At 37.1% G+C, this 25,440-nt stretch carries 17 protein-coding genes; 8 read left to right on the top strand and 9 right to left on the bottom strand.

Annotated features, from left to right (window positions below; all coding sequences use genetic code 11):
- Positions 1–84: 84 nt before the first annotated feature.
- From MW688_RS05685 to MW688_RS05675, 3 genes are all read right to left on the bottom strand, one after another.
- The gene (locus MW688_RS05685; protein ID WP_486734964.1) at positions 85–675 is read right to left on the bottom strand and encodes a hypothetical protein; all 591 of its coding nucleotides are present in this window, start codon (positions 673–675) and stop codon (positions 85–87) included.
- 41 nt (positions 676–716) lie between these two features.
- Entirely contained in the window at positions 717–932 is a 216-nt protein-coding gene (locus tag MW688_RS05680; RefSeq protein ID WP_486734963.1) for a hypothetical protein, read from the bottom strand.
- A gap of 684 nt (positions 933–1,616) precedes the next feature.
- A complete protein-coding gene (locus MW688_RS05675; protein ID WP_486734962.1) occupies positions 1,617–1,808 on the bottom strand; it encodes a hypothetical protein in 192 nt (63 codons plus the stop codon).
- Positions 1,809–2,403: 595 nt separating this feature from the next.
- Between MW688_RS05675 and bchL the strand changes: the two genes are divergently transcribed.
- The 3 genes from bchL (at position 2,404) to MW688_RS05660 (ending at position 9,540) form a co-directional block, all read left to right on the top strand.
- Complete coding sequence (gene bchL, locus MW688_RS05670) at positions 2,404–3,264, top strand: ferredoxin:protochlorophyllide reductase (ATP-dependent) iron-sulfur ATP-binding protein (protein ID WP_486734961.1); 861 nt, start codon at positions 2,404–2,406, stop codon at positions 3,262–3,264.
- A 619-nt stretch (positions 3,265–3,883) separates the two neighbouring features.
- Positions 3,884–5,263, top strand: a complete 1,380-nt coding sequence (locus MW688_RS05665) for a ferredoxin:protochlorophyllide reductase (ATP-dependent) subunit N (protein ID WP_486734960.1) — start codon at positions 3,884–3,886, stop codon at positions 5,261–5,263.
- Between the two features lie 614 nt (positions 5,264–5,877).
- Positions 5,878–9,540 (top strand): response regulator, encoded by a 3,663-nt coding sequence (locus MW688_RS05660; RefSeq protein ID WP_486734959.1) that lies wholly within the window; start codon positions 5,878–5,880, stop codon positions 9,538–9,540.
- Positions 9,541–11,053: 1,513 nt separating this feature from the next.
- Here MW688_RS05660 and MW688_RS05655 read toward each other — a convergent pair.
- Positions 11,054–12,925: a cation:proton antiporter gene (locus tag MW688_RS05655; protein ID WP_486734958.1), complete on the bottom strand. Its 1,872-nt coding sequence runs from the start codon at positions 12,923–12,925 to the stop codon at positions 11,054–11,056.
- Positions 12,926–13,511: 586 nt separating this feature from the next.
- Here MW688_RS05655 and MW688_RS05650 point away from each other — a divergent pair.
- Positions 13,512–15,134 carry an ArnT family glycosyltransferase gene (locus tag MW688_RS05650; RefSeq protein WP_486734957.1) on the top strand — a complete coding sequence of 541 codons (1,623 nt, stop codon included), beginning with the start codon at positions 13,512–13,514 and terminating at the stop codon, positions 15,132–15,134.
- A 146-nt stretch (positions 15,135–15,280) separates the two neighbouring features.
- On the opposite strand, the gene MW688_RS05645 is transcribed toward MW688_RS05650, so the two are convergent.
- On the bottom strand, positions 15,281–15,694 hold the full coding sequence (locus MW688_RS05645; protein ID WP_486734956.1) for an AbrB family transcriptional regulator: 414 nt from the start codon (positions 15,692–15,694) through the stop codon (positions 15,281–15,283).
- A 220-nt stretch (positions 15,695–15,914) separates the two neighbouring features.
- Between MW688_RS05645 and MW688_RS05640 the strand changes: the two genes are divergently transcribed.
- From MW688_RS05640 to cbiB, 3 genes are read left to right on the top strand one after another with little or no spacing between them, the layout of a single operon-like run.
- Positions 15,915–16,358, top strand: coding sequence for an Rrf2 family transcriptional regulator (locus MW688_RS05640; protein WP_486734955.1), 444 nt, complete (start codon positions 15,915–15,917; stop codon positions 16,356–16,358).
- A 34-nt stretch (positions 16,359–16,392) separates the two neighbouring features.
- Complete coding sequence (locus MW688_RS05635) at positions 16,393–16,770, top strand: GFA family protein (protein WP_486734954.1); 378 nt, start codon at positions 16,393–16,395, stop codon at positions 16,768–16,770.
- 12 nt (positions 16,771–16,782) lie between these two features.
- Positions 16,783–17,802 carry an adenosylcobinamide-phosphate synthase CbiB gene (gene cbiB, locus MW688_RS05630; RefSeq protein WP_486734953.1) on the top strand — a complete coding sequence of 340 codons (1,020 nt, stop codon included), beginning with the start codon at positions 16,783–16,785 and terminating at the stop codon, positions 17,800–17,802.
- A gap of 390 nt (positions 17,803–18,192) precedes the next feature.
- On the opposite strand, the gene pstS is transcribed toward cbiB, so the two are convergent.
- From pstS to MW688_RS05615, 3 genes are all read right to left on the bottom strand, one after another.
- Positions 18,193–19,293 carry a phosphate ABC transporter substrate-binding protein PstS gene (gene pstS, locus MW688_RS05625; RefSeq protein WP_486734952.1) on the bottom strand — a complete coding sequence of 367 codons (1,101 nt, stop codon included), beginning with the start codon at positions 19,291–19,293 and terminating at the stop codon, positions 18,193–18,195.
- Between the two features lie 302 nt (positions 19,294–19,595).
- A complete protein-coding gene (locus MW688_RS05620) occupies positions 19,596–21,218 on the bottom strand; it encodes an iron uptake porin (protein WP_486734951.1) in 1,623 nt (540 codons plus the stop codon).
- Between the two features lie 260 nt (positions 21,219–21,478).
- Complete coding sequence (locus MW688_RS05615; protein ID WP_486734950.1) at positions 21,479–23,692, bottom strand: PhoX family protein; 2,214 nt, start codon at positions 23,690–23,692, stop codon at positions 21,479–21,481.
- 84 nt (positions 23,693–23,776) lie between these two features.
- Here MW688_RS05615 and MW688_RS05610 point away from each other — a divergent pair, with 84 nt between their 5' ends.
- Positions 23,777–24,943: an alpha/beta hydrolase fold domain-containing protein gene (locus MW688_RS05610; protein ID WP_486734949.1), complete on the top strand. Its 1,167-nt coding sequence runs from the start codon at positions 23,777–23,779 to the stop codon at positions 24,941–24,943.
- Positions 24,944–24,955: 12 nt separating this feature from the next.
- Here the strand turns inward: MW688_RS05610 and MW688_RS05605 are convergent, their stop codons facing one another.
- Positions 24,956–25,393: a PPC domain-containing protein gene (locus tag MW688_RS05605; RefSeq protein ID WP_486734948.1), complete on the bottom strand. Its 438-nt coding sequence runs from the start codon at positions 25,391–25,393 to the stop codon at positions 24,956–24,958.
- Between the last annotated feature and the right edge of the window lie 47 nt (positions 25,394–25,440).

Below are 25,440 nucleotides of genomic sequence, written 5' to 3'. Positions count from 1 at the left end.
GCTCCCTGCTCCCTGCTCCCTGCTCCCTGCTCCCTGCTCCCTGCTCCCTGCTCCCGGAGCTCCCCCTCTCCGAAAGTTCCCCTGCTAGAAAGGGTCAGCTTTTACCCACAAAGCTAACCCCCCTTCTCTACCTCTAGCGGCTAGTAAAGTATCGGTAACTAGAAAATAGACAAAAAACGGTTGTTTGGCTACACTTTGATTGAGAAATTCTGCTTCTTTTACTTGACCATTTCTTATATATCCTGAGTATATCTGTTTATTTAGGATAGAAATAGTCAATCTAGTAAAATCGAAAACTAGAATATTTTTAGGTTCTAGAAATTTAATTGGACCTGATAATTTTAATTTAAGTAATCCCAATTGTACGCAATTTTCTACTCCCTCAACTCCTAATAAAGATTTAGGTAGATAAGAGAGAGAAATTTTGATGAACTTAGGTACATATTTCCCAGATCCTAAGACTATTCCTGCTTTTTCTCTAGTTTTTTTGGTGCCAGTGATAAAACAGAGACGCCAACTGCCCCATAATTGTGATAAGGAGTACTGTTGTTTATTTTTTCTTGTATTAGTTTCTAAAGTTAGTAAAGATTCAACTACTTGTTCTGGATCCGGTTTTTCAGGACTATTATCTATAAATAATTTACCTGCCTTTTGTAAAAGAGACAATGTTTCCATTAATTTAGAAATATAGTTATAAAATTATGAATAAGTTAAGTTTATAGTAACTCGAAGTCCGATTCTGATAAAGACAAAATTATGTCTAACTGTATTTGTTTAGAGTAATCCCATAAACCGACTAACCATCTTTGAGCATTTTCTCTGGCTAAGATTACACCATATTGGCCGGAGGCATAGTCAGGATAAAAAATACGAATTATACTACCTACTTTTAGCATAGCCAATGCTTTGATAAATTTTTGACACGCTATCATAACTCAAAACATCAAAAAATATTGTTATAAATTATACATTCATCCAGCTAGGGAGCAGGATGCAGGGAGCAGGGAGCTTTCGGAGCAGGGAGCTTTCGGAGCAGGGAGCTTCTGAGCAGGGAGCTTCTGAGCAGGGAGCAGGGGGAGCAGGGGAGCAGTAACCTGTAGGTTGGGTTGAGGTAACGAAACCCAACATCTTCCACCCATAATGAGTAATGAGTAATGAGTTTTGAAGTAATGAGTAAGAAGGTAGCCTGTAGGTTGGGCCCTTGTCACGAAACCCAACATTATATTAGTAGTTGTAGTGGTTTAGTTTTAAAGTTCTATGTTAGTAGTATGAGTAGGGTGTGTTAGGGCGAAGCCCGTAACGCACCAAACATGAGTAATGAGTAATGAGTAATGAGTTTTGAAGTAAGAAGGTAGCCTGTAGGTTGGGTTGAGGAACGAAACCCAACATCTTCCACCTTTGCCAAAATTTACTGATGAGGGAGAGGGGGAGCAGGGAGCAGGGAGCACCGGAGCACGGGAGCAGGGAGCTTCTGAGCAGGGAGCAGGGGAGAAATTTTAAGTAAAATCTTACTTCAAAACTCATTGCTTCTTACTTCAAAACTCATTACTTCAAGACTTCAAGACTTCAAGACTCAACCACAATCAGTAACTTTGGGTCAAGATGCAAAATCTGAGTTACTGTGTCTTTTCTAATCCATAGGCGATCGCACACAGCCAGGAAAAGAGTAAGAGAAATAAAATCACTCCTCCAGAGATTCCTCCAAAAACCCCTATGCCTCTCAGTAAATAAATAACTAAAGTCAGAGGTAGCAAAATAATTAAAATATAACCGAGAATCTGAATTAAATAACGCCTTGAGAGATTCATCAGTAAGTTATTCCTAAAAATTGATAATAATTTACAATCCGATCAAATCCAGAATCTGTTACCTGGTCTAGTTTTCTAAATCAAGCCGAGGATTAGAGAGTCCACTTTGAGAATATTCTCTTTACTAATTATATCTCTAGACCACCCTCAAAGGATCTTAACCCCACCAGATCAAGCCACCGGGATGATTCTTAGCTCTTATACTAAATATCTGGAGAGTTTATAGCATTTTTCGGACTCATGAGGTTGTACCTAACTCCTGCCTCCTGCCTCCTGCCTCCTGCCTCAAAAGGATAACCTCTGTACCTCACCTAGACTGAAAAACCCTATATCTAGGTAATGAATTTAATATTTGAGTTTTTTTGTTTATTGTCTTTATTTACGGTAAATAAAGAATAAAACTAGTTTATACAGCTTTATTTAAGCTTGAGGTGATTTTAGATCTATATATTCTTCAAATTCCTAGTTTATAAATCTAAATAAGCGAGATAGAGGGTTAACCTGTAATTGAGACCCCCTTTTCATTGAGAGAGAATTTAGACAATAATGCAAACAGAAGCGAATAGAAAAAAATAAATATAGGAGAAATAAAAGCGTGAAAATCTCAGTTTATGGAAAAGGCGGTATTGGTAAATCTACAACTAGTTGTAATATTTCAGTTGCTCTGGCGAAAAGAGGGAAAAAAGTTTTACAGATAGGTTGCGATCCCAAACATGATAGTACCTTCACTTTGACAGGTTTTCTAATTCCCACCATTATCGACACTCTACAAGAAAAGAATTTTCACTACGAAGATATTTGGCCAGAAGAAGTTATTTACAAAGGCTACGGAGGAGTAGATTGTGTAGAAGCAGGTGGTCCTCCAGCGGGAGCAGGATGTGGAGGGTATGTAGTAGGAGAAACAGTAAAACTACTCAAAGAACTAAATGCCTTTGATGAATATGACGTGATTCTATTCGACGTACTTGGCGACGTAGTTTGTGGAGGATTTGCGGCACCCCTCAACTACTCTGACTATGGATTAATTGTCACTGATAACGGTTTTGATGCCTTGTTTGCGGCTAATCGTATTGCTGCATCCATTCGAGAAAAAGCGCGTACTCACCGTTTACGTTTAGCAGGTTTAATTGGTAATCGTACAGCGAAAAGAGACTTGATTGATAAATATGTAGAAGCTGTACCAATGCCTGTATTGGAAATATTGCCTTTGATTGAAGATATTCGTATTTCTCGGGTTAAGGGTAAAACACTATTTGAAATGGCCGAAACAGATCCAAGTTTAGCTTATGTTTGTGACTACTATCTCAATATCGCTGATCAAATCTTGGCTTTACCAGAAGGAGTAGTACCAAATGATGCTCAAGATCGCGAATTATTCACTTTACTATCAGATTTTTATCTGAATCCAGTGACTCCTCAAACTCAAGATACAGAATTAGATCTGATGATGGTTTAAAGCAGAGAAACCCCTGTCTTAAGGCTATGCTTTATAAGGAACTCACCAAACCCTTGTATAGCAGGGAGCAGGGAGCACCGGAGCAGGGAGCAGGGAGAACCCTTTTAAGTAAAATTACTTAATTTCCTAAATAATGTATTTTTTTATACATTATTTTCTTAAACAAAATCTGAAAAAGCACTAACCCACAAGTTACGGTTTTTGTCAAGTTTTATGTTAAGAAAGATGTTTATAAAGGATAGGTCTTAAGGTGTGAAAACAAAAATATAAAGGTGATTGGCGATCGCTCCCCAAAAAATATCATACTCAGATGGCAGCAACACCCGCATTACTTAAGACATGGATAATTCCCAATTCATTTGACCATCACCGCTACTAGTCTGCGTTCAAACAAAATAAGCGTGGACTGAGTTAATCTCAGATCTTGCATCTTTACCTAATGTTACTGGTTGTTGTTGAGTAATGAGTTTTGAAGTAATGAGTAATGAGTTAAAGAATTAATGCGATCGCGCTTAAAAATTGATTTTCGCCTGTTGGCCAATTTCTGTACTTTTGTACTTGCGTGCAAGATATGAGTTAATTGAAATAAATTGTAAGATAACAAGTAAGAGAAAAAAATATGACTATCGCTCAAGAACCAAATGCTTTAAACTTTGACTGTGAAACTGGAAATTATCATACCTTTTGTCCCATTAGCTGTGTAGCTTGGTTATATCAAAAAATTGAAGATAGCTTCTTTTTGGTAATTGGAACTAAAACCTGTGGCTATTTCTTACAGAATGCTATGGGGGTAATGATATTTGCTGAACCTCGTTACGCTATGGCTGAGTTAGAAGAAGGGGATATCTCCGCACAACTGAATGATTATGAAGAATTAAAACGTCTATGCACACAAATTAAGCGCGATCGCAACCCCAGTGTAATTGTCTGGATTGGCACTTGCACTACAGAAATTATCAAAATGGATTTAGAAGGGTTAGCGCCACAGTTAGAAGCAGAGATAGGTATTCCTATTGTAGTAGCTCGTGCTAATGGTTTAGACTATGCCTTTACCCAAGGAGAAGATACAGTTTTAGCGGCAATGGCCCACAAATGTCCCAAGGAAGCGCCAGAAACGGAGAAACAAGAACGCAATGCCATGCAAAAACTACTTAACTTTGGACGCAAAGCAGAACAAGATACTAAAGAGTCAGAATATGTAGATCATCCACCGTTGGTGTTATTTGGTTCTTTGCCAGATCCCGTGGTGACTAATTTAACTCTAGAACTAAAGAAACAAGGGGTTCAAGTTTCCGGTTGGCTACCAGCTAAACGTTATACTGAGTTACCCGTAATTGAAGAAGGTAACTATGTGTGTGGAGTTAATCCCTTTTTGAGTCGTACGGCTACTACTTTGATGCGTCGTCGTAAATGTAGACTGATTGGGGCCCCATTTCCCATTGGACCTGATGGAACTCGCGCTTGGCTAGAAAAAATCTGTTCTGTGTTTGGGATTGAACCTCAAGGATTAGCAGAAAGAGAAGCATCTATTTGGGAAAATTTGGAAGAGTATCTTAAATTAGTGCGGGGTAAATCAGTATTTTTTATGGGTGATAACTTGTTAGAGATTTCTTTGGCCCGTTTCTTAATACGCTGCGGCATGACTTGTCCAGAGATTGGTATTCCCTACATGGATAAACGTTATCAAAAAGCTGAATTAGATTTCTTGGTGAAAACTTGTGAGGAAATGGGGGTTCCTCTCCCGAAAATTGTGGAAAAACCTGATAATTATGACCAAGTGCAAAGAATCAAAGATATACAGCCTGATTTAGTAATTACAGGAATGGCCCATGCAAATCCTCTAGAGGCCCGTAATATTAGCACTAAATGGTCTGTGGAGTTTACTTTTGCTCAAATTCACGGATTTACGAATGCACGCGATATTTTAGAGTTAGTGACTCGTCCTCTACGTCGCAACAATCGTTTAGAAGGATTACCCAAAATGCCCACTACTTGGTAAAAATAATTGAGTAACCTCAGTTAAAAACTAGGTTCGTAGTTGGACTTTAGTCCAATAGATATATTAATTCTTCATCAGAGTTTTAAGCAATCAGAATTTCTTTTATGAATCGCTGATTGCTTTTTTAACTCATATCTTGCACCAGTACTCATGTACTAAATTAACCTCAGAAAAAGTTCATTTCTCTTTCGCCGAAGATTTTGCACTCGGTCAACACTCATATAGCCTTTTTAAGGCTGGTGAGGTACAAAGGTTATCCTTTTGAGGCAGGAGGTTCCGAGTTAGGTACAACCTCATGAGTCCTTTGAAATGCTATAACTCATAACTTCTTACTTCAAGACTTCAAGACTTCAAAACTCATTACTCATTACTCCTTACTCATTACTCAACCTCCACCAGTAACTTTGGGTAAAGATGTAAGATCTGAGTTTAATGTTGTGTTAGTGTTGTGTGTTATAATCCGATAAAGTTCATGATATAGCGCTACGCATTAATATTAGGACATTCTTCTGTTCCGTTGTTCCCTTTTAGTCAAGTATATATGTCAAATACCATTTTTTGTACTGCTATATTACTGATTATTTTTTCTGCTTAACTAGAGTCAGAAGTTGATAATGATAACAAATAAACTTAAAAGTATATTAATTTTTATAGTATTATTACTTGCTAGTTGGGCAGGTAATTATTTTAATATATCGCTTTTTTTTGGAGTTGATTTTTTATTTGGCAGTATATTTGTATTAATTATTGTTTATTACTATGGAATTTTCTGGGGGGCGATCGCCAGTTTTTGTGGAGGTAGTTACACTTATTTTCTTTGGGAACATCCCTATGCTTGTTTAATTTTAGTTTTGGAGGCCATTTTTGTCGGTTATTGGTTGCGTCGTAGTAGTAATAGCTTAATTTGGTTAGTCAGTTGTTATTGGTTATTTCTAGGAATCTGGTTAGTTGCTTTTTTCTATGGTTTAGTTTTACATGTACCTCTTTTATCCACTGGACTAATTATGATGAAACAGTCGGTTAATGGTATTTTTAATGCTGTAGTAGCTACTTTAATCATTAACTATGTACCTATTTTATCTAAATCTTCCCGTCAACAATACATCTCTTTTAGAGAAGCTGTTTTTAATATCTTAATTAGTTTTATTGTTTTTTCTAGTTTAATTATAACTATTTTTCAAGCGAATCAAACTCTCAATATTATTACCTCTAGTATTATCAAAGAACTCAATCAGACTAGTACAATTACCGCTGATTCTTTGAATAATTGGTATGAACAGTGTCAAAACAATTTCTTACTTATATCTCAAAAAGCTTCTATTTATCTAAAACAAGATCCTGAATCTTTGCAAAATTACTTAAATCTCTATCAAGATACCTCTTCCGAATTTAATACAATTTATATCACAGATAAAAATGGTATAATTATTGCTTCTTCTTCCCTGAGGGAACAGAATGATTTTTATGTTGGTCGCGACCTTTCAGAAAAACTGCAAATAGAGAAAATTAGTAAAAACAGAGAATTAAAAATTACCTCGATTTATGAAGATTCTGTGCAAAAGATTCCCCATATCAGTTTTATACTACCTATATTTAATAATAATCAATTTCAGGGATTAGTTTATGCAAGTATCAACCTAGATAAACTCCAAACAATTTTATTATCTTTTGTTTCTAATTCTGAAGTAGTTTTCACAACTATTATAGACTCAAATCAAAAAGTAATTACTAGTAGTGATGATAATCTTGATACCTTTGAGAATTACGATGTTTATAGTCAAGGAGAAATAATTAATAGAGAAAACAGTGTTTGGCAATGGTTACCTGAGTCTCCTGGTACTCCCATCATGGTACGTTGGCAAAAATCCTATTATGTCAAAGAAATTCCCCTCGATTTTAATTTATCTTGGAAGTTAATTACCAAAATTACCATCAATCAGCAAATTGAATTTTTAGAAAAAATATATTTTCAAAGTTTATTATTAGTATTTATAATTATAATTATCTTTATATACATTTCTGATTTCTTAAGTAAAAATATAGCCTTACCTCTTAGCAAATTAAGTAATCTTACCACAGTAGTTTATCAGAAAAAACTACTAACAGGAAAAAGAAAACTAAAAAAATTGAAATCTAATATAAAAGAAATTAAAATATTAGATAAAAATTTTCACACAATGGTTAACAAATTAATTCAGCAATTTACAGAAATTAATGAAGCTAAAAATAATTTAGAGAAGAGAGTATTAATCAGAACCAAAGAATTAACGGAAGCAAATGAACATTTAGCTTCAGAAATTAAGCATCGTCAAATAATAGAAACAGAATTGAGAGAGAGTAAAGACAGATATGATATAGCAGTATCTGAAACTAAAAATGGTCTCTGGGATTGGAATAATTGTACGAATGAAGTGTATTATTCTCCGGCTTTTTTGAAAATAATTGGTTATGAAAATGATGATTTGCCCAATGAGATTTATAGTTGGTCAAAATTAGTACATCCTGATGATATAAAATCAGCGGTCAAGATGATTAACGATCATCTAATGGGAAAGAGTGAAATTTACACTGATACCTATAGACTAAAACATCGCCAAGGACATTATATATGGGTAGCGGCTAGGGGAAAATGTATAGAAAGTGGATATAGAATGGTGGGAACAATTACTGATATCACCGCCAGTAAAAAAGCAGAAGCAGAGTTAATCCAAGCTAAAAAAGCGGCAGAGGTTGCTAACAAGGCAAAAAGCGAATTTGTAGCCATGATTTCTCATGAAATCCGTACTCCCATGAATAGCATAATTAATATGACCGAGTTAGTATTAGACACATCTTTAACTCCTATTCAGCAAGATTGGTTAGAAACAATTAGACGGTCTGGAAATAATCTTTTACAAATAATCAATGATCTATTGGATTTCTCAAAAATCGAAAAGGGAAAACTAACCATTCAATCAGAATCCACAAACCTCCGTAATTTAATAGAAACTGCCATAGAGGTAATTACTCCCGATGCCAGAAAAAAGAAAATAAACATAGCTTATTATTGTGAGAAACAAGTTCCCGAGATTATTTTGGTAGACAGTAATCGCCTTTATCAAATTTTACTAAATCTGCTGAGTAACGCTGTCAAATTTACGAAAATAGGTTCAATAATTATCAAAACTACTGTTAAGCATAAAACAAAAGATAACCAGTATAAATTAGAATTTATGGTACAAGATACGGGTATAGGTATACCAACTGACAAAATAAACAAACTATTTCAGCCTTTTAGTCAAGCAGATAATTCTATAACTCGTGAGTTTGGTGGTACAGGTTTAGGATTAGTAATTAGTCAAAAATTATCTAAAATGATGGGAGGAGATATTTGGGTTAAGAGTGAATACGGAGTAGGATCTCAATTTTTCTTTGAGATTAAAGCTAAGGCTATAGAAATTGCTAAGTCTGAATCTTATACCCAAACACTTTTATTGCTTAAGGATAAAAAAATATTACTCATAGATGATGATATTCTCTCTAGTCAAGTATCTGCTTTGGAAATACAGAATTGGGGAATTGCCGTAACTACCGTTAAATCAACAAGAGATGCTTTAAGAGAGTTAACAAAGGATAAAGTTTATGATGCAGTGTTAATTGGAAGTGAAATACTAGCAGATGATTGCACAGATTTAGTAGATAAGATTCGTAAATTTCCCCTAATTTTACTTGATTCTCAAGAAAATAAACAGATAGATAAACTTAATATTCAAGATTTTGCAGCAATAGTTCCTAAACCAATTAAGTATTTAATACTGCAAGAAAAACTAGTGGACATTTTTAGTAAAGGAGAGTTAGAGTCGAAAAAAATAGACACTCCTAAATCTGATTTACGCCTTTATAGCAATACAGGTATCAATTATCCTTTGAAAATTTTAGTGGCTGAAGATAATAAAATTAATCAAAAGGTGATTATTCAAATATTAAAAAGAATTAATTACCAAGCAGATATTGTAGAGAATGGTTTAGAAGTATTAAATATATTAGAAAACCAGACTTATGATGTTATTTTGATGGATATACAAATGCCTAAATTAGATGGCATAGAAACTACCCAGAAAATTTGTAATCTTTATAGAAATCGTCCCTGGATTATTGCGATGACAGGTAATGCCATGTTAGAAGACCAAGAAGCAGCCTTAAAGGCGGGAATGGATGAATATTTGACCAAACCTTTGAAAATTCCTCAATTAGTTTCTTCTTTGCAGCATTGTTTTGTTGTGAGAAATTCAAACTAGACCGGATGACACAGGCTCAGATCTTGCATCTTTACCCAAAGTTACTGGTGGGGGATGAATATGAGTAATGAGTAAGAAGTAATGAGTAAGGAGTTTTGAAGTAAAAGAATTGATCCTAACCCCTTAAAAATTGATTCTCGCCTGTTGGTCTATTCAGTAACCAGTAGGTTGGGCCCTTGGTAACGAAACCCAACAATTTAACTCTTTGTCTTTGAAGGTTAAGCTCATATCAAAGCACCAGAACTTATGTACTAAATTAACCTCAGAAAAAGTTCATTTCTCTTTCGCCTTATATCTTGCAAAGGTATACCAATTTTTAAGCGTTGAGCATTAATTCTTTAACTCATTACTTCAAAACTCATTACTTCAAAACTCAACCCCCACCAGCAACTTTTGGCAAAGGTGCAAGATCTGAGTTAAGTGTTGGGTTGCTACAGGCGCTATATTATTCAATCAATCAGTTTTTTCCTAAGCTAATGAAAGTACATAAGTTCTGGTGCAAGATCTCAGGGGCGCAAGCCAAAGGGGGCGCAAGCCGAAGGAGGGGGCGCAAGCCTTGCGCCCCTACTACATTGAATAAATATGCGTGTCACTTATTAGACCACCGGAGCGATCGCTCTTTTTAACTCACATCTTCCACCAGCTCATATCTTGCACTCCTAAAAAAGTCCTGAAATTCGCCAACAGGCGAGAATCAATTTTTAAGGGGCGCAAGCCGAAGGAGGGGGCGCAAGCCGAAGGAGGGGGCGCAAGCCGAAGGAGGGGGCGCAATAAACTTACTCAAAATTGCCAGCGAAAGCGGAGAGCGCCTTAGAGGCTGTTTTTTGGTCAATAATCTTGAGTTATTGGGAGGCGCTCTCCGCCACTTCATAAGTTATTTGTGACCCCAAACCATTAACTGGTAAAGGCTGGCAATTTTGAGCAGGTTTTCTCTCGCGGGCGCAAGCCTTGCGCCCCTACTACATTGAATAAATATGCGTGTCCCTTATTAGACCACCGGAGCGATCGCTCTTTTTATAGCAATGAGCCAATAGATGTTGACAAAAATGATGAAAAGCCCCCCTTAGTAAGGGGGGTTGGGGGGAAAAGTTAGTAATAAATGTTGTTAACACCACTGCGGTCACTGCTATTAACTCACATCACTCGCATCAGTACTTATGTACCAAATTATTGTGGTCATCCGTTCCCCGGATTTTAAATCCGGGGCCATAGATGACCGCATAAGCGCGGTCAAAAGTTCATTTCTTTTTCGCCTAAGATCGTAGCTTGAGAACAAAAATACTGAATACGCCTTTAGTGTCAACCAATTTTTAAAGGTTGAGCATTAATTCTTTAACTCATTACTTCAAAACTCATTACTTCAAAACTCCAAAGCTTAGTACTTCAAGACTTCAATACTTCTTACTCGTTACTCATTACTCATTACTTCAAAACTCATAATTCATCCACAACCAGTAACATTAGGTAAAGATGCTTTGGTCTCAGTCCTACCCTACATAAACTAAATTTAGTATTACATAGCTACTTCTTCAATTTCTGGTAATTTCTCAATATTTAGAGGGGAAGATTGGTTATTATCCGATAGACGTTTGAGTAATTGAGAGCGAGAATCGTGAAGAAGATAAATAATTTCATCTCCTGGTTGCCATTGATTATAAGCTTTTACTACCTGTAAACTGTTATTGCGTTTAACCAAGAGAGGTAAAAACTCGTGGGAACGCTTGAGAACATCAACATGGACTTGTTGAAGAGGCATAACTGATTGTCTCAAGGTAATTTTGCCTAGTTTACATTGTCCTGATTCTATGTATTTATTCCAAGTTTTTAAAGGCACTTCTGACAAGAAAGCAGCACTAACTTTTTTATGTTCAGGAATCTCTTGGTCATCTGAGAATACTGCTAAAACACGAGGTGGATTAAACTCTTCAATTGCCTGACGGGCTAGTAAAAAATTCACCTCTCCATTACTAGTAGCGGCTAAAAATGTACCCATAGATTCGATCCCCGCCTCTTCTAAGACCTCAGGTTTCAAGCCGCTACTTTGATACACAGGTAAATGTTCTTCTCTAGCTTTGGCGCAATATTCGGGGTTTGTATCTATTAAGACCACTGATTCTCCCTGTTCTATGAATAGATGTCCGAGAAGACGGCCTAAGGAATTACAACCAATAATTACAGCGCCTGTGGCTTCACAGGTGGTAATTCCTAGCCATTTAGCCACCCATCTTGCTGTTAATCCTTGAATAAAGACTGTCATCAAAATTGTCAGAAATACTAGGGCTTTAATGGCATCTCCCCCGTTGATCCCATTATTGGTTAAAAGTATCGCGAATAATGAAGCAACTGAAGCCGAAACAATACCCCTCGGTGCTACCCAAGCAATAAATAGTTTTTGTCGCCAATTCATGTCGCTAACTGTAGTACATAATGCAACACTAATTGGTCTAACCACGAACATCAAAGTGGCTACAGTTAAAACACTTCCCCAACCTAATGCAAACATACTGGCGATGGATAAATCGGCGGCTAAGAGAATAAATAGGACAGAGACACATAAAACTGTTAATTGTCCTTTGAAGCGTCTAATCAGTCTTTCTTCGGGAATTGATGAGGCTCTAACTACTATACCCGCTACTACCGTAGCCATTAATCCCGACTCATTCTGTATTGTTTGTGCTAAACAAAATAATCCCCAAACACCCGCTAAAACTAGTAGGTTTTTTAAATCCTCTGAGAGAAACTTCGCCTGTTTTAAGATTAAACCTAATAACCAGCCACAACTACCACCAATAACTGCTCCAATCCCCAGGCGCACCATCATCCCTGTAAGAATCTCTATGGGCACGGCATCTGTGTTAATAATTGTATTTAATACAACTACCGCAAGAATTGCTCCCACCGGATCTATTAATACTCCTTCACCTTCTAAAAGAGTGGCTACTTTACGGTCTACAGATACCTGTTTGAGTAACGGACCAACTACCGTAGGTCCAGTTACTACCACTAAAGAAGCATAGAGAAAGGCGATCGCCCAAGGAAATTCTGCTAACCAGTGGGCTGCCATTCCTCCTCCCACCAAGGTGATTAAAGTCCCTATAGTTACTAAATTACGAAGGCTTCCCGATACTCTACCTAAGTCTTTTAATTCTAAATTTAAGCCTCCCTCGAAGAGAATGATGGCTACTGAGAGGGCTACTAACACCTCTAGACCTATTCCTAATTCATGAGTGTGTAATATATTTAAACCATCTCTCCCTAGAGAGATTCCTAAAATTAGCAAAAAGACGATGCTAGGGATTTTTAAATATTCAGCGAGAACCTGGGCTGTGATCCCTGCTATTACCGTTAGTACGATTTGCAAGGTTATTTCAAATGATCCTTCCATAACTTTATTTTAAAGCGTCTTTGGGTTTAAATTATTCCAATAACGCTATTTATATTTTTATAAGTTTTTTCGCTTATTTTAACACTTTTACTAGTAACCTGAAAAAGCTGACTTCAGATGTCAGTAGTTTCCCGGATTTGAAATTGGGGCACCAGGGAAGTCACCGCACAAGCATAGTCAAGATTTAATTACCACGACACTATATAATATCCTAATTGGTAGTGATGCAATCTTTTTAAGTTTCTTTTTATAAGTTACATTTAGTTACAAAATTGCTCTTGAGTAAAAATAGTCAAATTTAGGTTAGATTTAAAAAAGATGAACATTTGAAACCATAGCATTAAGTTGACTGTGGTCTTTAAAAGATATCTCTAAATCAAAAAATAAACTAGAGATTATGAGTAAATTCTACTTTAGGTTAGTTGCTAAATACTTAAGCAATTTACAAGAATATTAAATTACTATTAATTTAGTAGCAATTATAGCTAAAATGACCATTTAAATTTTAGTACGAAAGTGAATAGAATAGTTCACGAAATGAGACAATTGTGAATAAATAAGCAAGTAGAGAGAAAATGATAAATCCATGACTCGTCAAACATATACTGGAGATTATTCTCGTAGAAAAAGATTTAAAGAAGAATTAGGGCTAGAACTATTATGCTTTTTTGGCTTGTCTTTAGCGGCGTTACTTTTGTTTTGTCTTAATTTGGATAGTTTACCATTACGTGACTGGGATGAAGCAACTATTGCCCAAGTTGCTAAAGAAATTGCCGAAGCACCAAGTAAATCTAATCATTGGATTTTTCCTACACTTTGGGGAGAACCTTACTTCAATAAACCGCCTCTGATTCACAATTTAATCGCTGTTCTGTATTCAATAGTAGGGATTAGTGAATGGACTACCCGTTTACCTAGCGCTTTGTTAACAGCAGCTTCTGTTCCTCTTTTATATGCTATGGGGAGAGAAATTTTTCCCTCTCGCAATCCAGCGCTGTTTTCCGCTTTAATTTACTTAACTCTTTTGCCTGTAGTACGTCATGGACGTCTAGCGATGCTCGATGGTCCAGTTCTGTGCTTCTCTATCTTTATGTTTTGGGCAATTTTACGCTCTCGTCGTGACCTTCGTTGGGCTTTGGCTGTTGGTCTGGGTTTTGGCATGATTTGCTTGACTAAGGGAATGGTGGGATTACTACTGGCGGCGATCGCTTTAGTTTTTCTGATTTGGGATACTCCTCGTCTTCTCACTTCTACCTATTTATGGATAGGTATTTTAATTGGTAGCTTACCTGTATTTTTTTGGTACGGAGCGCAATTTAACTATTACGGTCAAGTCTTCGGACAAGAAAATCTGGGACAGCAATTTTTTGCCCGTATTTATTCTGAAAAAGATAACCATAGTGGTCCCCCTTGGTACTATTTACTAGAGTTATGTAAATATACTATGCCTTACTTGTTTTTCTTTGTGGCGGGTTTACGTATAAGTTGGGAAAATCGTAACTGGGGTTGGGCAAAACTTATTTTGGTATGGACAGCCATTTATTTTGTAGCTATTTCTGTGATGGTAACTAAATTACCTTGGTACATTCTGCCTATTTATCCAGCTTTAGCTTTAGCAGGTGGTGCTAAACTTAATCAAATTCATAATCGTCCTTTGTTTTCTTATTACTCAGTTATTTGGAAAGTTCTGTTTAGTTCTATTGCCTTTTTATCTAGTTTTGCCACTGTTTACTTTGCTTTTTTCGCTGAAGATTCCTATAGGCATTTCTTAGCAATTATCTTTTTAACTTTAACATTAACCATGATTGTGGTTACTGTTTTAATTGTGCGTCAAAATAAGAAATTTACTTCTGTGTTATTTTGGGGACTCTATGTGTCTCTACTATTATTTATTTGTTCTCCTGTTTGGAATTGGGAGTTAAATGAAGCTTATCCGGTTAAACCTGTGGCGTCAATCGTTAACAATGCTAATCTCTCCTCTGAAGATTTAATCTACACTTCCTTTGATTATGAACGTCCATCTCTAAATTTCTATAGCAATCATCGTATTTTATCAGCAACCGATGAAGAGTTAACTAAATATTGGCAAAACTTTGATCATATTTACTTACTAATAGACCGAGCAACTAGACAAAGTCTTGAGCTTAATCAGGTTAAAGTTTTAGATAAAAGCGAACCTTGGTTATTAATTACCAAAGATTCTAGTTAAATTGGAGCTTTTGCCAGCAACAAAAAGCTCTGAGAGTGACCCTTGAAGGAGCTTTTTTAATACCGCTTTCTAGAAACTTAGGCTCTTTTTATTTTTCATGAAAAGAGCCTGAAGATTTTTTCTGTTTTTAAATAAGTTATTGCCGATTAAGATGCTTCATCAATAGAAAAATTATGCTCGTCATCATCATCGGTAATTTGCTTAAGGTGAATATGTTTTCTTCCGAGAGTAATTAAAAATTCATCTCCTGCTTCTAAGCCCATTTTCTTGGTATAAGCAGAACCAATTAGAAGATTACCATTAGATTGTACGCTGATCCGATAATTAGCAGAACGTCCACCGCGTCCTTGTCCTTCAGAAGTACTGTCTAACTCAATTCCCTCAGCATCTATTAAAGCATTGAGAAATTTCATCATATTAACTCTTTCTACACCATTTTTAGTGAGAGTATAGTATCCACATTCTCTAGCTTTTTCTTCTTTACTGAGATTTCCTAGTTCTTTTACTTTTTTGACTAAATCAGCTCCTGTCAAGGGTTTTGGTTGGTTTGTTTTGGTCATCAACTTTAATCAATATTCGGGTGTACTAATTTGATTACTATAGAGTTAAATGTATAAATGTAATCAAATCAAAGATTGTTATTTTTCTTTAAAATGATTATACACTAAAAAAGGATAATAACTTAAATTTAAATCTTGGTTATTATCATCTTCTGTATAAATCTAAGCAGAGATCAAAAGATAAGTTTTCTCAACCAATAGAAAACAGCTAAAGAAAAAAATGAAACTAACAACAAAAGGTTATTATAGTGTCAAAGCATTACTAGATCTTAGTCTACAGTCAAACTATGGACCTGCCTCAGTAAAAGCAATCGCTAGTCGTCAAGATTTACCAGCTCCCTATTTAGAAAAACTCTTAATTTCTTTACGACAAGCAGGCTTAGTAAATTCAATTCGCGGAGCCCAAGGAGGATATCAATTAGCTTATCAACCTAGTCAAATTTCTTTAGCAGAAATTTTAAGGGCAGTGGGGGAAAAGATTGACCCTTTAGCTGATTATCAACCGTCGGCTGCTTGTGCAGAAGATTGGGTAACATTCAGCCTCTGGAAACAGGTAAACTCTAAATTAAAAGAAGTTTTAAATAAAATAACTTTAGCAGATCTTTACTATGACGCCAGAAGTTGGCAGGCTTCACAAGGACAAGAAAGTAGTTTTATAATTTAAAATAATTCAAAATAATCAAAAAACTTGAAATTTTATGAGTGAGTTAATTACTTATTCCGGTGGTTGTCATTGTGGCGCTGTGCGCTTCACAGTAAAAATAAGAGAGTATTTAGTATATGATTGTAATTGCTCTATCTGCCGTAAAAAAGGGTTTTTACATCTAAGTGTAGCTCCAGCAGATTTTACTCTGTTGCAAGGAGAAGAATCTTTGAGCACTTATACATTTAATACTCATAAAGCTAAGCATACTTTTTGTTCTGTTTGTGGGATTCATTCTTTTTATAGGTCTCGTTCTCATCCAGAAAATATTAATGTTAATATCCGTTGTTTAGATGAAAATATTTTAAATAAGTTTACCATTAAACCTTTTGATGGAGTAAATTGGGAAGAAAATGTTCATAAAATACAATAAGCAGTTTGGAAGTTGAGTGAATATAGTTTAATTTTTATCTTGGCAGCTCTTGTTGATTATTTAGTAGCAGATCCCCAAAAATGGTTGCATCCTGTGCAAGTAATCGGCTGGTTTATTGCTAAATTTAGTAATTGGTTAGTAGCTCAAGAATTGACCGCGCAATGCGGTCACTCCCAATCCCCGGATTTAAAATCCGGGGAAATATTGACCCCCAATCAACAGCGGGCTTGGGGAGTTATTTTAGGAATAACCGTGATAGTAGGAACTGGTCTGTGTAGCTGGTTCTTGATTTACTTAACGGGTTTATTGAATGTTTGGCTGAAAATTATGGTAGAGATTGTTTTGTTAGCTTCCTGTTTTGCTACTCGGAGTTTAAATCAAGCGGCGATCGCAGTAATTGAACCTCTACAAGCTAACAATTTATCTTTAGCACGCACTCAACTTAGTCAATATGTGGGCAGAGATACTGAGACACTCTCCCAACCAGATATCCTGCGGGCAGTAGTGGAAACAGTTGCAGAAAACACTACTGATGGAGTTACAGCCCCCTTATTTTATGCTTTAGTTGGGTCAATTATACCTGGTTTAGGACCTGTGCCTTTAGCTATGGCTTACAAAGCTGCTAGTACAATAGATTCTATGATTGGTTATCGTCGTCTACCCTATCTTTATATTGGCTGGTTTAGTGCCAAATTAGAAGATATCTTAACTTGGGTTCCCTGTCGCCTCACTGTGGTTACATTAGCTATCATTTCTGGTAAGCCGAAACGAGTTTGGGAAATTTGCCGAAGAGATGCCCATTTAGATCCTAGTCCTAATTCTGGTTGGAGTGAGTCTGTTTATGCGGCAATTTTAGAAGTACAGTTAGGAGGTATTAATACTTATAAGGGTGTAAAAGTGTCTAAGCCTTTATTGGGTGATGCTTTACAAACAATTGAAATTCAGACTGTATTTGATTCTTTGCAATTAACTAGAATCTGTTTTTTAACTTGGTTAGGTGTTTACTTACTGACAAGACAATTTATATTATGACTATAAAATTAATTAATGATTGATTACTGTTACAGTACTTTTATAGCAGTGACCGCAGTGGTGTTAACAACATTTATCACTAACTTTTCCCCCCAACCCCCCTTACTAAGGGGGGCTTTTCATCATTTTTGTCAACATCTATTGGCGAGCTTGCTATATATTAGATTTTTTTCCTCACTTAGTATACCATTGTCTGTCAGTATCATAGCGCGCAGCGCTATAACCTATGGAGAAAATTTTACTATGACGATTCCCTTATTCGATGGTGGTGCGATTCGCATCTAAGGTTGACTAAAAAAGCGATCGCCTTAGTAATTACAAAAAAGACAGCCCACTCAGTTATTGAGTGGGCTGTGCTTAAAGGAATTATCTAACTACTTAGTTAGTTATTTAGTTAGTTGTAATTGTGGCCATCTTTTCTTCGACTTTTTCAATTACATTCTCAGGTAAAGGAATATAACCTAACTCTTGAGCCGTTTCTTGACCATTTTCTAAAGCCCAAGTCATAACATCTATCAATGCTTGTTTTTTCGCAGGATCATCGTACTCTTGGTAAGCCATAATCCAGGTATAAGTAACGATAGGATAGGAATTATCTCCTTCTGGGTCGGTGATAAATGCGCGGAGGTTTTCTGGTAATTCTACAGCTTTGAGGGTTTCAGATGTGCTTTCAGACGTAGGCGTAACAAAATTACCTGACTGATTCTCTAAGCTGGCATAATTGATTCCTAGTTGCTCTGCATAACCGAACTCTAAATAGCCTATAGAGCCTGCGGTTTGAGTAATTTGAGCAGCAACACCCTCGTTACCTTTAGCCCCAACACCTACTGGCCAACTTACGGATTTACCGTCTCCTACTGAGCTTTCCCAGTCAGAGCTAATGGAACTCAAGTGTTTTGTAAATACTCCAGTAGTCCCACTTCCATCAGAACGATAAATAACTGTGATATTCTCGTCTGGTAAATCTACACCTTCGTTATCTTTTTGAATTGCTGGATCATTCCATTTGGTGATGTTACCAAGGAGAATATTGGCGTATGTTTCTCGGGAAAGTTGGAGATTATCTACACCCTCTAGGTTATAGGCTAAAACAATTGCTCCTGCCGCCATGGGGAGTAAAACTACTCCCTTTTCTACTTTAGCCATTTCTTCATCAGTCATGGCTACGTCACTAGCGCCAAAGTCTACTATCCCTTGAATAAAGTTTTCTACTCCAGCACCACTTCCTACTGATTGGTAACTAATTTGTACATTACTGTCAACATTTTTGTTGTAGTCAGAAAACCAACGTTGATATAGAGGGGCAGGAAAACTAGCACCTGATCCATTTAAAGAGACTGTACCACCTCCGCCTCCACTGGGAGCTGTAGTAGGACCTCCACCAGTAGTAGTGGTTGTATCATTTCCTCCACAGGAAGCTAGACCGATAGATAGGGCAAGCACTGGGGCTATAAATAGTTTTTTTCTATTTTCCGTTAATAATTTAAACATGGTTATTACCTAAGTCTCCTTATGTCTATTTCTCCTAATTTAGAACATCCAAGCAGCTATTACTGTTTTTGGGTTTCGTTTTTTCTTGGCTCAAGAGTTTATGAGTTGCGATCCTCCAAGATTTTTAATTTTTTTATGGTTCTTTTGTTTGATGGCGATCGCCTTCTCTTCTCCATTTCCAATTTAAAACCTTAAGGTTATGAAAAGGTTAAGAAGCATCCCTAAATATGGTTAAACCTTCCCACAGCAATAGCTGGGGAAGATTAATTTTCTGAATCTACTTAAACTATCCTAAAATTTGCCTAAAATTTGAATGTGGTCCGAATACTTCCTACAACAATAGTATCATTACTATCATTTTGGTTCGGATTGATGATCACATAGGCACCAGGAGTAATACTGATATTATCAGTGATAGGATATCTGTAGAGAGCTTCTACAAAATAAGTTGTGTTATCTGGTGTTCTATAGTCAGTTCTGGGAGGAATACCGAAAACTACACCAAGATGACTACCTTCACGGATTAAATCTAGGAAGGAGAAGTTTACTGCTGCGTTCCAAACCCAAGCTTCTTCACCTTCAAAATCTCCACTTTCGGGATTAGCTATCACACTACCAAACCAACCTGCAATATTAAACCTTTCCGCAATACGGAAGGTTCCTTGAGCCCCAATCCGGTGAGCGGTTGCACCAGCTCCCTCAAAAGGATCTTTTGCTTGTAAACTTCCTGTACTTCCAGATAAGTTAACATTATCAGGAGTGTTGTAACCATAGCCGTAGGTCAATGCTAATCCGATTCTGTCATTTGGATCCCAGTTAAACTGACCTATCGCTAGGTAATCTCCGTTAAATATACCGTTACCAGAGGTAGGATCTGCACCACCGTCATCTACTAAATAAGCTACGTCAACTCCAAATTGACCAAAGGTAAAGTTAGCACCAAGGGCAGCACTTCCAGTACGATATACGGCTGGGTTACGACGTCCAAAACGGCTAAGGGCACCAGTATCACTACTAGCGAAGAAGGGGTTTTTCTCACTTGCGATATCATCGAAAGATACACCTGCTGCTGCTACGTGAACTCGGAAGTTATCTCCAATCGGAGTATTATACCACAACTTCTCAATAAATACGTCACCTTCACTATTGCTGTCAAAACCGAAACGAGCTGTTTCAGTTCCGGTTGCATCTCTCAAGTTAACAATATTTCCTGCTTCTAAGCGAGTTCTTAATCGGTCTCTACCGTTGAAACTAGTGTCGAAGTTCAAACGAACGCGATAACTAAATGTAGTAATACTGTCTAGATTCTCATCAGGATCTATATCTGCGCCGCGACCAAATTCGCTATTAGCAACCTGGTCACCAAATGCTTGACCTAAGTTCATAATCACAGTTCCACTTAATTTAGTTGTAGTTGAGAACTGATGATCTTCTAAGAAAGCAACTCTGCCATCTAGATTATCTACACGAGCACCTATAGCTGCTAGTTCTGCTTCAAACTCTTGCATCAGTAGTTGTGCTCTTTCGAGATCTTCTCTAGCCACTGCTTCGCTTGCTGCTACTAGGCGTTCGATTTGCTGTAAACAGGAGCTCAATCCTGCGGCAAATTCATAACGAGAAAGGGCAGTAAAGCCTCTGTAAGTTCGATCTGGATATCCTTCGATACAACCGTATCTTTCAACTAGGTTTCGTAGAGCTTCATAAGCCCAGTCTCCTGGAGATACATCCCGGAATTCAGATACGCTAGTTACTTGAGACATTCCTTCGCCAGCTTGGTTATTATATTCCTCAATTTGCTGAATCATTTCTCCTTCGTTTTTTTGAGAAACGGTTTCTGGAGCTGCAATTGAGCTATTTGCTGTTAGTAATGATGCCCCTATCACTGCTGGAGCCGCTTTTAGGACCTGCCAGAATATTTTAGACATATTTTTTCCTCACACCTTTAATGTTAGGTTGCTATTTTAATTTAATCCTCTGGTTAAATTTTAAGAAAAAAATTTTTTTTGATCAACCTATGACAGATATTTTAGCGTATTTTTTTACAAAAGCATAAATTTTTTCAGTAAAAATTCAAGATAATCTTGTTAATTTTAGAGCTAGTTGTGGAGGGAGATTCTCAATCCACAACTAGCTTATAGGTTAGAAAGGAAATTTACACTGTGGTCTTTAACTCAGTCTGATCCCTTTAAGTTATAGTTGCTCCATCTTTTCGTCTTACTACTACTACCGAAGGACGTGGAGATTGATTGACTTGTTTACTTGGCCAATTAGAACCTAGAGGAATAGTACGTTTTTGCATAAATTCTTCTCCTGTGGTAGTCCTCATGGCAAATTCTCTGTCTTCTGAGTTCATGTTTTCACGGGGACCATTGTTTTCTCCTGGATGTTGGATAGCTAGAAAGAGACTAGTTTCATCGGGGGTAAAGGCTAGACCACAAGTTTCTGTTTCCATGGGACCAATGGCAAAAGGATAAGCTTGTCCTGCATTTGGGCCTTCTAGAGGTATACACCATGTTGTATTGTTACCGAACAGTCCACATAAATCTTTGAGACTCATGGTTTCTCCATTGATGGTTCGGGAGGGGGGTACTGGCTTATTGTGTACACTAGTGGAGATATCAGTAACCATCCACAGATGACCTTTGCTGTCTAGGGTCAGATTATCTGGGTTAGAAAAGCCAAGACCTCCTGAAGCTGGTTCTCCTCCTATAGCGATCGCTTCCCAAGTAAAGGTCATCGCTGCCGGATTTTGCTGGTCTTCTTTCATTCTTATGATCCAGCCATATTCGTAGGGAACGTTATTGTTTTCGGGATTCTGACACATAAATTTATGTGGTCCTCCATCACCTCCAGGATTTTCAGAGGTAAAAGCAATAAATAGAGTCCCATCTTTGCTTACTTCTGTATCTTCGGGACGTGCTGTACAGGTAATACCTGCGGCGTTAGCGGCAAAGTGAGCATCGATGAGAATTGCTCCTTGTTTTTCTTCTGGGTTTTTGCCTTGATAGAGGTCTCCTAGAGTTTTAAATTTTTCTTTGTATTGGATAACTTCGGCATCACTGGTAAATTCTTGATAGCCTCCTATCTCCCGGTCGGGATTGGGCAGTTTCACCATTGTTCCTTCTACTTGTGAGGGTAAGACTGGGTCAACTGGTGTGTCGGGATTGAGGGGTATCCATTCACCTGTTTTATCTGAGTTGAATTTTGCTCCATAGAGCATTCCTGCTTGGAAAAGACGAGAGTTATTTTTGTCTTCGACTTGTTTAACAGTTTCTTGGGAAATAAATTTATATACGTGACCTCCACGGCGATCGCATCCTGAGTACACTGCTAGTTCTTTCCCTGGTATAGCTGTAATTGCTACGGCTTCATGGCGAAATCTTCCTAACCAGGTATGTTTAGTCCCGTAGTCTTCAGGATTGGCTGGGTCTACTTCTACCATCCAGCCGTATTTATTTCCTGCTAGTCCCAGAATACTGGCTCCTCCTTCTATGTCATCGTCTCCTAACTTAAAGGGTTTTTCATCTGGGTCTAAGGCGGACCCGTCTGCTTTTACTGCTTCGGGAACTTGGTCTTGGAAGTTTTCTTCGGCGCTGAGTACTGTTCCCCAGGGTGTAGTTCCTCCTGCACAGTTGTTGAATGTCCCGATTATTTTGCTTCCTAGATTATCTTCGTAACCTAGTTTGTCAGTTTTGTTAAAAACACTTGTTCCTGGTCCTGTTGCTTGTAAATAATGTTTACCGTTTAGTCCAGAAATACCAGTAATCCGTCTTTCTGCTGGTGATTGAATTCTTTCCCAACTACCGTCTGGGTTACGACCTACAGCAATGATACCAATTCCTAGGTCTATCAAAGCTTCTTTGGCGATCGCTTGAATATTTTCTTTCAGGATATCTTCTTCTTGTAGTTTACTGGCTGTTATGTTTTTGTTTTCTTTTTTGTCTAATTCTGTGGCTACTTCCTCAAAGGGTAGTTGTTTTTTTACGACCTCTGGGTATGTCTTTCTCCAGGTTTTGCTACTAATATATTCAAAGTTAATAGTTAAAAGACCTTCATTTTCACCTGTAGGAATATATGAAATATAGTCGTTGTTGTAGCCAAAGCGAGATTCTCCTAGGGGATCTCCCCAGCTTCCAATTACGTCGTAGGTAAATCCTTCTGGTACTATCACGTCATCTTGGACTACATATTGTTTATATATTTCTTTCTGCTGCTCACTGGTCATACCTTCTATATTCAAAGGTATTGGTAGTTTAACTGGTTTAAAGTTAATGGGGCTTTGGGAAGCATTTGCTTTTAGATAGTTTTGAGCCGATTTAGCTGATGATGGAGATTTAAGTAAATTTACACTTACTGCTGCTCCAAAAAATAGTAAGAATTCTCGTCTTTGTATCTTCATATAACTCTTTTGGTGTTTTCAATGGGTTATATTTAACTCAGTTATTAGTTTAGCTAATTTGGCGTAGTTTAGTTATTTGTTTGTATGGCTATATTTAGAGAAATATTGACTATTTTACTGAGTTTAAGTGGGTTTTTGTTAAGTATCTGGATTTTGCTTCCATCTCCTAATATGTTTCTCTTTCCTTTGACAGTAGTGGCACCAGAAATTAGTCCGATTCTATTAGTGGTTAACACTGGGGCTTTAGTTTTAGCTTTAGGGGAATTAAAATCAATTGCTTATTTATCTTTATTTTCTTTATGTTTATCTTTAATACCTGTGTTGCAATATATTTCCACTAGTCGAGAATTTGCTCAGATAATGAAAGATAATTTGGGAGAGGATTATGAGGAGAAGATACCAGAGGCGCTTAAACTAAAAATGCGCTCAAAAGTAGGCTTAATTAGTAACTTCTCGCAAAAAAGTGTGATTAATCAGTTAAGAATCACTAAAAATATTGAATTTGCTGTTGTTGAAGATGTGAAGCTAACTCTTAATCTCTATCAACCTTCTACTTCTGGACAATATCCAACACTAGTTATGATTTATGGTGGAGCTTGGCGGGTAGGGAAACCAGATAATAATGAGCAGTTTAGCTATTATTTAGCTAATCAAGGTTATACAGTGGTGGCAATTGATTATCGTCATGCACCAGAATATAAATTTCCCAGACAACTTGAAGATGTACAAAGGGCACTTACTTATATTAAGAATCATGCTGTTGAATTGGGTGTAGATATTAATTCTGTGGGTTTAATGGGGCGTTCAGCGGGTGCTCATTTAGCTACTTTGGCCATGAGGGATTCACCTATACCAATTAAAGCTCTAGTTAATTATTATGGACCTGTAGATTTAATCAGAGGGTATCAGGAGTTACCATTTCCAGACCCCATCAATATTCGTAGGGTTTTAGAGGATTTTTTGGGTGGTAATCCTGAAGAGTTGCCGGAATTTTATAAACAAGCATCACCGATTAGTTATGTGGAATCAAAATCACCTCCGTCTTTGTTGGTACATCCAAGAAAGGACCATTTAGTTAAAGTAGAATATAGTCGAGAATTTGCTGAGCGATCGCGTAGAGGGGGAAATATGTGTATATGGATGGAAATTCCCTGGGCAGAACATAGTTTTGATGATGTATTTAATGGTTTAAGTAATCAATTGATTCTTTACTACACAGAAAGATTTTTAGCTATAAACTTAGGCAAATAATGAAAAAAAAATTTATTTTTTCAGTGGTTGAAGACGAGTAACTTTGAGTCTAAACTTACCGCCACCTGTTTCGCCGAAAGCACGTACACGCACAGTATAAGTACCTGATTCGTTTATCCGCGTAAACAATAAAGCATTATTGCTGCCGTCAGGACCGTCGTCATTTTCAGCTATTTTAGAGCCGTCATTAGCGATTAAAGCGACAATAGCATCAAAATCATCGGAAATTAAGTCAATTGCCACTTGGTCTCCTGATTCTAAATAAACTGAGTAATCGCGGGCAAAGCCGCCTTCTCCAGTAGGAATATCTTTAGTAGAGAGAGTGTCTTCGATTTCGTTATTAGATGGTAAGGAAATAGGGTTATACATTCTTAATTGGGCCAGAGTAGGAACACTGGTAAGAAAGAAAATGCTGAAAGTTATGATTGTTTTTAGAGAATATATTTTCATCTTTCCGCCCTCATGGAGACTCTCGCTAAACCTCTCATCAGGTTAGC

Source organism: Johannesbaptistia floridana, assembly GCF_057440575.1.
The sequence above is the reverse complement of the archived record's forward strand: the minus strand, read 5'-3'. Positions and strand labels throughout refer to the sequence as shown.